At 39.8% G+C, this 11,313-nt stretch carries 10 protein-coding genes; 5 read left to right on the forward strand and 5 right to left on the reverse strand.

The annotated features are described in order from the left end of the window. Positions 1-11: 11 nt before the first annotated feature. Complete coding sequence (locus H6G77_RS12240; RefSeq protein ID WP_190871698.1) at positions 12-515, reverse strand: DUF29 family protein; 504 nt, start codon at positions 513-515, stop codon at positions 12-14. 58 nt (positions 516-573) lie between these two features. On the opposite strand from H6G77_RS12240, the gene H6G77_RS12245 reads away from it, so the two are divergent. The 3 genes from H6G77_RS12245 to H6G77_RS12255 all read left to right on the forward strand — a co-directional run bounded on the left by H6G77_RS12245 (position 574) and on the right by H6G77_RS12255 (position 2,883). Continuing rightward, positions 574-1,122 (forward strand): Uma2 family endonuclease, encoded by a 549-nt coding sequence (locus H6G77_RS12245; RefSeq protein WP_190871699.1) that lies wholly within the window; start codon positions 574-576, stop codon positions 1,120-1,122. Positions 1,123-1,187: 65 nt separating this feature from the next. After that, positions 1,188-1,898, forward strand: a complete 711-nt coding sequence (locus H6G77_RS12250) for a Uma2 family endonuclease (protein ID WP_190590119.1) — start codon at positions 1,188-1,190, stop codon at positions 1,896-1,898. 244 nt (positions 1,899-2,142) lie between these two features. Further along, positions 2,143-2,883 (forward strand): superoxide dismutase, encoded by a 741-nt coding sequence (locus tag H6G77_RS12255; protein WP_242048384.1) that lies wholly within the window; start codon positions 2,143-2,145, stop codon positions 2,881-2,883. Positions 2,884-2,949: 66 nt separating this feature from the next. Here the strand turns inward: H6G77_RS12255 and H6G77_RS36220 are convergent, their stop codons facing one another. The 3 genes from H6G77_RS36220 to H6G77_RS12265 form a co-directional block, all read right to left on the reverse strand. After that, a complete protein-coding gene (locus tag H6G77_RS36220) occupies positions 2,950-3,084 on the reverse strand; it encodes a hypothetical protein (protein WP_277880564.1) in 135 nt (44 codons plus the stop codon). A 1-nt stretch (position 3,085) separates the two neighbouring features. Continuing rightward, a complete protein-coding gene (locus H6G77_RS12260; RefSeq protein ID WP_190670820.1) occupies positions 3,086-3,787 on the reverse strand; it encodes a peptidoglycan-binding protein in 702 nt (233 codons plus the stop codon). A 169-nt stretch (positions 3,788-3,956) separates the two neighbouring features. Next, a complete protein-coding gene (locus H6G77_RS12265) occupies positions 3,957-4,952 on the reverse strand; it encodes a glycerophosphodiester phosphodiesterase (protein WP_190871700.1) in 996 nt (331 codons plus the stop codon). Positions 4,953-5,304: 352 nt separating this feature from the next. On the opposite strand from H6G77_RS12265, the gene ligA reads away from it, so the two are divergent. Next, positions 5,305-7,341 carry an NAD-dependent DNA ligase LigA gene (ligA, locus tag H6G77_RS12270; protein WP_190871701.1) on the forward strand — a complete coding sequence of 679 codons (2,037 nt, stop codon included), beginning with the start codon at positions 5,305-5,307 and terminating at the stop codon, positions 7,339-7,341. A 206-nt stretch (positions 7,342-7,547) separates the two neighbouring features. On the opposite strand, the gene H6G77_RS12275 is transcribed toward ligA, so the two are convergent. Continuing rightward, positions 7,548-8,600 (reverse strand): hypothetical protein, encoded by a 1,053-nt coding sequence (locus H6G77_RS12275; protein ID WP_190590115.1) that lies wholly within the window; start codon positions 8,598-8,600, stop codon positions 7,548-7,550. A 740-nt stretch (positions 8,601-9,340) separates the two neighbouring features. On the opposite strand from H6G77_RS12275, the gene H6G77_RS12280 reads away from it, so the two are divergent. Next, positions 9,341-11,269: an alpha-amylase family glycosyl hydrolase gene (locus H6G77_RS12280; RefSeq protein WP_190670814.1), complete on the forward strand. Its 1,929-nt coding sequence runs from the start codon at positions 9,341-9,343 to the stop codon at positions 11,267-11,269. Positions 11,270-11,313: the final 44 nt, after the last annotated feature.

The raw sequence follows: 11,313 nt of genomic DNA on the forward strand, positions 1-11,313 counted from the left end.
ATTTTAAATTACTAATCTTCAGCACCAGGTAATTGAATCAATTTTTCTGCAACAATCCTGGGTAATTCTTTTGGTGAATAACTATAAGTCAAGAGCAACAATTCTACAGCCTTGTGCATTAATTGTTGCCTATTGACTACATCAGCTAGTTGAAATTGGTTATATGTACCGTTCATAACTTCTAAACTAGCATCTGCGATCGCATCTTCCATAACTTCCTCTTCTATTAAACTTTCCCATTCATCTTGATTGACATAATAAGATTTTTTATTGTCTTTAATATTAAGTTTTTGAATTTCTCGTACAGAGTTACGAATAGAAGCAGTCCAATAATTTGTTAGTCGCTTTTCCACTTGATTTTTAATTAAATGAATCAATAAAATCTTTAAATAAGATTGAATATTTCTCAGTATTGCCTGTCTACTCATCCCCTCTAACTCATCAACAATCGCCAAAGCATCTTCGTAACGTCCTTGTAAAATACTATTTCTGAGGTCGGTTAATTCTTGTGTCATTTTCATTAACCTCTAAGTCATAATATTAATCATATCCTGCCCATAAGAATAGATAATTATGGTAATCACACCAATTAAAGAAAATACCTCCACAAACTATTCCCTAGAAGATTGGCTGCAAAGTCCCCCCGAAGGTACAGAATGGGTAAATGGGGAACTGCTGGAGAAAGAAGAAGTGACATTAAAACACAGCCGTATACAGGCAAAAGTAGCTACTTACTGGAGAAATTACAAAGACACTAGTGGACAAGGCGGGGAGGTTTATACAGAAGCACCTTGTCTGACTAACAAACAAGGTCGTCGTCCTGATGTGGCTTATCTTACCCCAGAACTGATGCAGCAATTTGGAGAACCTGCGGTTTTACCTCAAAGTTTTCCTTTAATAGCTGAAATTATTTCCCCCACAGATTTAGCAGAAGATATGATTGCCAAATCTCAAGAATATTTGCAATCTGGTAGTGAAGAAGTTTGGTTAGTATTTCCTGAAAATAGTTGGATTATTGTAATTACTAAAAATCAGCGACTTGTATTTATTGCAGGTGAAGTAGTCAGAACTCAAACTGTACTTCCAGGTTTTAATGTCGCGGTGAACGAATTATTAGGTTAAGTCAGGTTGAGAGCAGTGAGAATTTTACTTATAATAAATACAACCCTTCAGTAGTGGATAAAATCATGGGTGAGCAACTTTTAGTCAAAGATATTGATAATTGTGACATACCAGATGCTAACCTACTAATAACTGAAGATGATACGCCAGTGGATAATCTTGCATCTGAAAAACAACAGCGCCTTTTAGTTAGTTCCCTTTATAGTTCTTTACAAAACCAAGTTTTTTTAGCCGCAGCTAATGTTGGGGTTTACCATACATATACCGAACCTGCGATCGTTCCAGATGTGTTTGTGAGTTTTGATGTTCAAACACCGGAGAATTGGTGGGAAAAAGAAAATCGCTGTTACCTTGTTTGGAAATTTGGTAAATCACCAGAACTGGTAATTGAAATTGTCTCTAATAAAAAGGGCAATGAATTAGATGAGAAACTCCAAATTTATGAAAAAATGCGAGTTGCTTATTATATTGTCTATGACCCCCAGCAAAATTTGGGAGAGCAAGTTTTAAGAATTTATACAATTAAGGGTAGACGTTATCTAGAAACGACAAATAATTGGTTAGAAGATATTGGTTTAGGCGTTACTTTGTGGACTGGCGAATTTGAAGGGAGAAATGATAGTTGGTTGCGTTGGTGTGACCAAGCTGGTAATATTTTACTGACTGGTGACGAACGCGCTCGACAAGCAGAACAACGCGCCCAAGAAGCAGAACAACGCGCCCAATTACTAGCAGAGAGATTAAAAGCTTTGGGTGTAGATCCTGATAGTATTTAACCTAAATTTAACTATAAGATTCATCTTTAATTTTTGAAATCTATGTAGGATGTGTTAGCGACAGCGTAACGCATCTACTGTAAAGTTTTTGGTGCGTTACGGCTTACGCCTAACACACCCTACGCATACTAAGTTTAACCATATTTATTTTGATATTTAAGCCATAAAGGTGATTTTTTGTAGCCTAAATCTATGACAATAAAAATTGACAACAAATTGCATAGATTTGCTGTAAAAAATTCTTATGACTCTTAACCGCAGACATTTCTTGTTTTTACTGGGTGCAGGTGCAGGTACTTTTGCATTAGATTCTTTGGCGTTGGCTGATAAATCACCTGTTAGTCAAGCACCAAGCACTACAGGCGTAATTGAACTACCACCTTTACCATACCCTTACGAAGCATTAGAACCACACATTGATGCTAAAACAATGCAGTTCCATCACGATAAGCACCATGCAGCTTATGTGAAAAACTTGAATGCTGCATTAGACAAACACCCAGAATTGAAAAACAAATCTGTTGAAGAATTGTTACGCAAACTGGGTAAAGTTCCGGCAGATATCCGCACAACAGTTCGTAATAATGGTGGTGGTCATGTCAACCACTCGATGTTTTGGAAAATTATGAAGCCGGAGGGAGGCGGAGAACCAACAGGAGAAATCGCCACTGCGATTAATCAAAATTTTGGTAATTTTGCCGCCTTTAAAAAGCAGTTTAACGAAGCTGGTGCAGCACGTTTTGGTAGTGGTTGGGTTTGGCTTGTACGTAACAAAAATGGCAAGTTAGAAATTACAACTACAGCTAATCAAGATAATCCCATCACTGAAGGTAAATATCCCATTTTCGGCAATGATGTTTGGGAACATGCCTATTATCTCAACTATCAAAACCGCCGCGCTGATTATTTAACAGCATGGTGGAATGTGGTTAACTGGGATGAGATTAATAACCGATTTGCAGCAGCAAGTAAATTTGCTTATTAAGGTTGATTTTTAAATACAAATAAGCTCAGATCCCCGACTTCTTAAAGAAGTCGGGGATCTTGTTTTTTACAGAAAGGTGAGGATAGGTGTAATTTTACCTCCTGACTTGAAAGTGCTGAGTGCTGAGTGCTGAGTAAAAATGCTAGTTCCACTTTCATGCTTGGCTATGAAACTTGTTTCATCGGGACTGCCTTCTCCCATATCACAATCCTAATGCTTTGCGTGTACCTGGCCCGACAATCCCATCTGCTGTTAAACCTTGCTTTTGTTGAAATGCTGTTACAGCATCATCGGTAGCTGCGCCAAATATACCATCAGCTTTGAGATTAAAGCCTTTTTGATTGAGAGCGTTTTGTACAGCAAGTACATCATCTCCTCGCATTGGTGGGTCAGTCAGAAATAATAATCTTGGCTGTCCAGAAACAGAATTAGGTTGGGATAAAGCTCGCATTTCTGCTTGGATAATGGGAAATTTTGCATCCCAAGTAGCAGGATCTCTGACATTTAAGCCATCATCAATATGAACTGAATCTGCTGGTGTAAAATCTCCTCCCCAGCGCAACATCGGGTCATTACGGATGCTTTGAATAAAGTTTTGAATGCCTTGTGGTAGATTTTTTAAGTTGCTTTTATCAAGAGCATCGCTATTAAATAGCTTATCTCCTAGCATCACATTCATATCAATGCTGTGACCGACTAAATGATTTGAACGACTTGCAGGACGGACAATTGCGCCTGACACTACACCACCTTGTAAACGGGTAGAACTAGTGACATAAATTCTGATACCTGCATCAGTCGCAAATTGATCAACTTTTTCGAGTGAATCAAAAAAATCAACATCTGCTAAAAGAGGTTTCCCGATAAATCGAGGTGATTTAAATGCGTCTAATTTAGTTACCATAACTACCTTTATTTTGGTATGCACTAGTTAGTTGCTGTGAAATTCTCTATGGTGATAGAGGTTGGGATGGAGGAAGTAAGACTAGATAATTATTGATTTAGGATATTTTGCATACTTTTAGAAGTAGTCTTAAGTATAATTTTAGTTTTTTAACTTGGCAGAGCAAGTATTAAGAAATATCAAGCGATTGGCTGCGATCGCGCACACTTAAAGCAGTATCAGAAAAGTCACTAAATACGCCATCAACGCCTAAACTAAAAAATAGTTCATATTCCCCTTGGGGATTACCTTGGAAGTCTAGAGGTAGAAAGTAGTCTTCGTTGCGAAAAGTCCAGGCGTGTACTTGCAAGTTAGTAGCATGGGCATTATGTACTACAGATGTGGGCGATCGCAATTTATTGTTATTATCTCTAGGAATTAAAATATCTTTATGAATACCAATTGCTTGGGCGTATTTAGCAATTTCTTCTAAACCTGATTTTGTCACTAAATCAGTATAGGTGCGAACATCACCACTAACGACCAAATCATAAGGTTGACCAGTAAGATTGATTAACTGGACTAAAGGTAAATGAGTTTTTTGGGCTAAATATTGTAAGTTACTCACTTCAAAGGATTGAATAAAAATAGGGTCATTTTTTTCGTGATAACCGTTGGCTTGTAAGGTTTGAAGTAAAGGTTCTTCTAAACTTAAGTTTATAGACCTAAAATAAGTGGGATGTTTTGTTTCTGGATAAAGACCAATATTGCGTCCCAGTTTTTTACTATAAGTTTTGACTAAATCAATAATTTCTTGGAGTGTGGGAATTTCCCACCAATCATCATAAAAAGTATTTTGCTGACGTAATTGGGGAATCCTTTCTTTGGTGCGTAATTTTTTAATTTCGGACAGAGTAAAGTCTTCTGTAAACCAACCTGTTTTGATTTCGCCATCGATGATTTTAGTCGTGCGTCGTTGAGCAAATTCGGGATGGTTAGCAACGTTAGTGGTTTCGGAAATTTCGTTTTCGTGACGCGCAATTAAAACACCGTCTTGTGTGGAAACTAAATCTGGTTCAATGTAGTCTGCACCAAAATTGATTGCTAATTCGTAAGCGGCTAAAGTATGTTCTGGGCGATAGCCACTCGCGCCGCGATGAGCAATAATGATTGGTTTTTTATTCATGTGATTGTATGTGTGGTGGAAGACAAGAATTGTTTATTTCGCGCATAGACGCGATAGCGGCTTCCCGGAGGGTAGGCGCAAAGACGCAAAGAGTTATAGCCATTTTCTGTGAAGATACACTTAATTAAAAAACGAACCGCCAAGTACGCCAAGGAAGAGAAGGCTAAGAAGAAGAGTGGGAGCTTATAGAGAATATCTATTTATGGGCATTTTTTTAACAAATGTTAATATTGGTAGACGGGATGCGATCGCTTATAACTTCTTGCTGATGCCTTTTGATACCCAAGAAGATTAACCTAGAATTATCCCAACAAATAAAATTATATTTACTCAATATCGTTCTATAAGTATAATGATTCAGACTCAGCCTCAACTCAAGCGCATAGAAGAATTACGCCAGCTTTTGCAACAAGCGAGTTACGCCTATTATGTTTTAGACGCACCCATCATGGAAGATGCAGTCTATGACCAGCTATACCGCGAATTGCAACAGTTGGAAACGCAGTATCCTGAATTAGTAACGCCTGACAGTCCAACTCAGCGCGTGGGTGAAAGACCGGCGACTCATTTCACCTCAGTGCGGCATAATATCCCCTTGTACAGTCTGGAGAATGCTTTTAATATTGATGAGTTGCAAGCTTGGGATCAACGTTGGCGGCGACAACTCCCGACAACGGACGCGGTAAAATATGTCTCGGAGTTGAAAATTGATGGTTCGGCTTTGGCGCTGACTTACCAAGATGGGGTGTTAGTCAGGGGTGCAACTAGAGGTGATGGGGTTACGGGTGAAGAAATTACCCAAAATGTGCGAACAATTCGTTCTATTCCCTTGCGTTTAAACTTTGATGGGATAGAACCAATAGAAAGAATAGAGGTGCGCGGTGAAGCATTTTTACCGTTGGAAGTGTTTAAACAAATCAACGAAGAACGGCAAAAAGCAGGCGAACAGTTATTTGCCAACCCCCGCAACGCCGCCGCAGGTACACTCAGACAGTTAGACTCGCGTATTGTAGCGCGGCGACGGTTAGATTTCTTTGCCTATACACTGCATATTCCAGGGATGGATGATGCGAGTATTGCCAATACCCAATGGGAAGCCTTGGAATTATTACAAAAAATGGGTTTTCGGGTCAATCCCAACCATCAGCTGTGTGAGTCTTTAGCTGAAGTGGCAGAATACTACAAATATTGGGATACGGAAAGATTGAATTTACCATACATGACCGATGGTGTAGTGGTCAAACTCAATGCTTTTAAACTGCAAGAACAGTTAGGTTTTACCCAAAAATTCCCGCGCTGGGCGGTGGCGTTGAAATACCCAGCCGAGGAAGCACCCACCCGTGTGGAAAATATTGCGGTGAATGTGGGTAGAACTGGGGCGTTAACACCGTTAGCAGAGATGCGTCCGGTACAATTGGCGGGGACAACAGTTTCTCGCGCTACCTTACATAATAGCGATCGCATCGCCCAATTAGACATCCGCATCGGTGACACTGTAATTGTTCGCAAAGCTGGGGAAATTATTCCCGAAGTGGTACGGGTAATTAAAGAATTGCGTCCGGCTGATACTGTACCATTTGTTATGCCTAGCCATTGCCCTGTTTGCGGTCAACCAGTGGTGCGAGAATCAGGAGAAGCCGTGACTCGTTGCGTCAATGCTTCTTGTGCAGCTATTCTCAAAGGTTCCATTGAACATTGGGTTAGCCGGGATGCTTTAGATATTAAAGGCGTGGGGGAAAAATTAGTACATCAACTGGTAGATAAAGGTTTGGTGCATTCTGTAGCTGATTTGTATGACTTGACAGAAGCTCAATTATGTAGTTTAGAGAGAATGGGGGAAAAATCGGCACAGAAATTAGTAGATGCGATCGCTCAATCAAAAAATCAACCTTGGCATCGGGTATTGTATGGTTTAGGCATCCGTCATGTTGGCAGTGTGAATGCCCAACTCATCACCGAGAAATATCCCGCCGTGGAGAAATTAGAAACCGCCAAACAATCAGACATTGCAGGTATTTATGGTATTGGTGCAGAAATCGCCCAGTCTGTTTATCAGTGGTTTCATATTGATGCCAATCAAGCTTTAATTGAAAGGTTGCGAAATACAGGTTTACAATTAGCTGCTGAAGAAACTGCAACTGTGAGTGAAAGTAATCAGAAGTTTGCCGGGAAAACTTTTGTCGTCACAGGCACATTACCCACCCTAAAGCGAGATGAAGCTAAAGCACTTATCCAAAAAGCAGGCGGTAAAGTTACTGATTCCGTCAGCAAAAAAACTGATTATTTGGTAGTAGGAGAAGATGCTGGTTCTAAATTAGCCAAAGCCCAGGCTTTAGGAATTACTCAGTTAACAGAGGCGCAGTTACTCCAGATGTTAGGAGATGAATAAAAAGGAGTCAGAAGACAGAATTCAGAATACTCCACTTATAAATGAATGGAGTTTTAAATCAAATCAGAAAGTTTTATTTTGATTTCACCCACGCGAGACGAGGTTTTCCAGCAATATTCATCACCCAGCGATGCACTGAGCTTGCCGAATTATCATACTGCATTCTGACTCCTGATTTCTGAATTCTTCTTGATAAACTGGGGAGATTAACTAAACTCCATCGTCTCCACAAAAGACAAAATATTATCTTTAATGTACTCAGCTTCTTCAGCGATATCATTTGGTGTTTCGCCATTTAAAAAGCTACGTTGGCTACTAACTATATATAAAAACTCGCCATTAATAAATGCCAACAATCCACGGTAAGCATCTAATCTCGTAGAACTACCGTTATTTTCTTGCTGAGACATTGTTGAACCTTTCGGCATATCAACCAAGGCGTAATATGCGCCTGCAAAAATATCTTCTAAATATTCGCCATACTTGATTTGTGAATCTGGCAGATTTGCCAAAATTGCCTGCGGCACATATTTATCTACTACAATGTTTTTTAAATATTCTGCCTGCCCTTCCGATTCTAATTCTTCTAACTGTTCTGGCGGTATGGGATAATAATCAATTCTGAGCAAAGTGCCAAAGTCATCAGAAAAACCCACCACACCTTCTTGGGTTTGAATTCTCCCTCCTTGTTCTGCGTCAACCGGAATCGGAACTGTAAAATTCCCTAAAGGCGATTCATAAACATCTTCGATATATTCAACCTCAGTTAATATCCCTTCTTCCTCCTCTAAATCTTCGGCATTTTCTCCTGCTTGAAAAGCTGCAATTATTTCTTTAGTAATTTCATCTGCTTCTTCATCTTCCAATTCCAAAGCTTCTTGCAACTTTTTCAAGAAAGGTTCCTTACTTTTGGGAATAGTGAATTCTTCTTCATCTAAAAGTGTCACCACCCCAGCCGCAAAACCATCTAATAAAACTTCTTCAGTGAGTGATTCATTAGCAGTATTAAACAACGGACTTAGCCCTTGTGATTCTGCAATATCGATGAGTTTGTCAACTATTTCTAATAGTTCATCTTCAGAATATGCTTCAAAAACCTCAAATTGCCACAAAATCCCTGCTAAACCTTCAGGATCTATTTCTTCCACCGAAGCATCAGCAAGTGCAGTTACCACCGCAATTGCCGCAACAGCTTCTTCTGGTGTTAAAGATTCTGCTAGTGTTTTTTGTGAGTTAAAAATCTTGTCATATTTAGTCATAAATGTTACCTCTTTTGCTTGCTTACCAGTTTAGTTAAAAATAGGCGATCGCCTGAATTTTTAACTCAAATCATCAATATCAAAATTTACTTGTATGGCATTCTCTAACCTTTCTTCATCCTCCAAATGAAACATCTAAATAATAATTAGTCCAGACTTACGCAATAACTCTCTAAAACTCTCTTAACTTTGTGTCCCTCTCGCCCTTTGCGGTTTATTTTTTCATAATAATTTTACGTAAGTCATGTTAGTAATACCTTTACCCAAATATTCCTAGATAATCATCACTCGCGGCTTAAATCGATGATTGGAAAATTCACTTGGGATTATTCTCTGTCAATTTCCTCATTCATCTACTGCTAATGATTACCATAAAAAAGCAACTTATAATTTTTTTTAACAGTTCTATAAACTCTCTCATCATCAGATAAAACTGAGAAAACATAAAATTTTATTTCTCTACCTAAAAATAAAAACACTTAAAAATTAAGTGCTTTGTATCTTACAATCTTGACAATTTGAACAACACAATATTTTCCCTCAAGCCAAATTCTTATGCTTAATTTAATATTGATGCAGAAAGAACTGCTAGAACAACGATTTTTCAACCTCTAGCAAGGGAAATATATCCCACGATAGAAATATAAACTAGCTCTTGATAGATTTTCTTTACCAAGAGCGGGATGCCATAATACCGAAGTGCAAAGCAACACATTGTAAATCTTTAAATTCAAACTTTTATGGTGCAAACACCTCCATCTCAATTCTCACCAGAGCAGTACAAAGTCGATTCAGCTACAGCCGAAGTCGAAGCTCTCATCCAAACCCCACCATCAGATACAGAACTTAATTTAGAATTTCTTTACACCAGAGATATTGAATTTCGCCAAGAAACAATTTACTTTATCGTGGTCGATCGCTTTCATGATGGCGACCCCGAAAATAGCGAAGGTATTAACCCAGAATTGTACGACCCCACCGGGCAGGACTGGGGTAAATATTGGGGCGGCGACTTACAAGGTGTAATTGACAAATTAGACTATCTCAAAAATATGGGAGTTACTGCTGTTTGGTTAACTCCTTTATTTGAGCAGGTAGAAGAATTATTTGTGGGTAATGCAGCTATACATGGTTATTGGACAAAAGATTTTAAACGCATCAATCCCCGCTTTATTGGTAAAGATGAAAACCCTTCGTTAAACGAAACCCAAGAAACAAGAAATACTACCTTTGACCGCTTAATTGAAGAGTTACATAAGCGGAATATGAAGTTAGTCTTGGATATTGTTTGTAACCACAGTACCCCTGATACCAGTGGTAGTAAAGGTGAATTGTATGACGACGGCGTAAAAATTGCCGACTTCCATAACGATGAGAATAACTGGTATCACCATTACGGTGAAGTGCAGAATTGGGAAGACGAATGGCAAGTCCAGAACTGTGAATTGGCTGGTTTAGCCACCTTTAACGAAAACAACAGCGAATATCGGGAATATATTAAATCTGCAATTAAACAATGGCTAGATAGGGGCGTAGATGCCTTACGGGTAGACACTGTAAAACACATGCCCATCTGGTTTTGGCAAGAATTTACAGGTGATATGTACAATCACAGACCAGATGTGTTTATTTTTGGCGAATGGATTTATAGTGGGCCACAGGACGATCGCTCTTTGGAATTTGCCAATAATTCCGGAATGACCATGCTAGACTTTGCCTTGTGTGTTGCCATTCGCGCCGCCCTCGCCCAAGGTTCCGAAAATGGATTTCAAACAATTCAATACATTTTTGATGAAGACTACCGCTACAACGGCGCAACCGAGTTAATTACCTTCATCGATAACCACGATATGCCGCGCTTTCAATCGCTCAACCCAGACCCAGCGATGTTGAGAGTTGCGATCGCCCTAATTATGACATCCCGTGGTATTCCCTGCATTTATTACGGTACAGAACAGTATTTGCATAACGACACCGATGGCGGTAACGACCCCTACAACCGCCCCATGATGGAAAAATGGGACAACGACACCGAAATTTATCGTTACCTCCGCTTACTTTCCGGCTTGCGGCGACTCAATCCAGCCATTTCAATGGGTAGCCATTGGCAAAAATACATCACCCCCGATGTTTACTGCTACATTCGCCGTTATCGTGACTCCCTGTGCTTTGTCGCCCTCAACCGAGGCGGCGAAGTCACACTACCAGAAATCGAGACAGAACTACCCGACGGCGAACATACTTGTGTCATCACCCGCAATAAATACGAAGTCAAAGACGGCAAAATTTCCGACCTACACCTAGAAGAACGGGGAGTCATTGTCCTCAGCCACGTAGGCGATCGCATTAAAGGCCAAACCATCATTCGTGTGCAACTCAACGGCGTAAATACCCAACCAGGGGAAACCATCGTCGTCACAGGCGACTGCCCAGAATTAGGCAATTGGGATATTAGCAAAGCCTATCCCCTAGAATATATCAACGCCAATACTTGGTTTGCCGAGATTCCCTTTGATGAAAGTGCGGGCAAATTAATTAGTTATAAATATGCCTTATGGCGCGAAGGGCGATCGCCCCTGCGAGAAAACACCACCCCCCGCCGTTGGGTAGTCGCCAAAGAAGGCACAGTCAAATGGCGCGACACCTGGACAACAGGCAGAGAATCTTAGAAGTCTGAAGTTAAGAGAATAGTAGGTTGGGCGTAGCGATAGCG

Source organism: Aulosira sp. FACHB-615, assembly GCF_014698045.1.
GTDB lineage: Bacteria > Cyanobacteriota > Cyanobacteriia > Cyanobacteriales > Nostocaceae > Nostoc_B.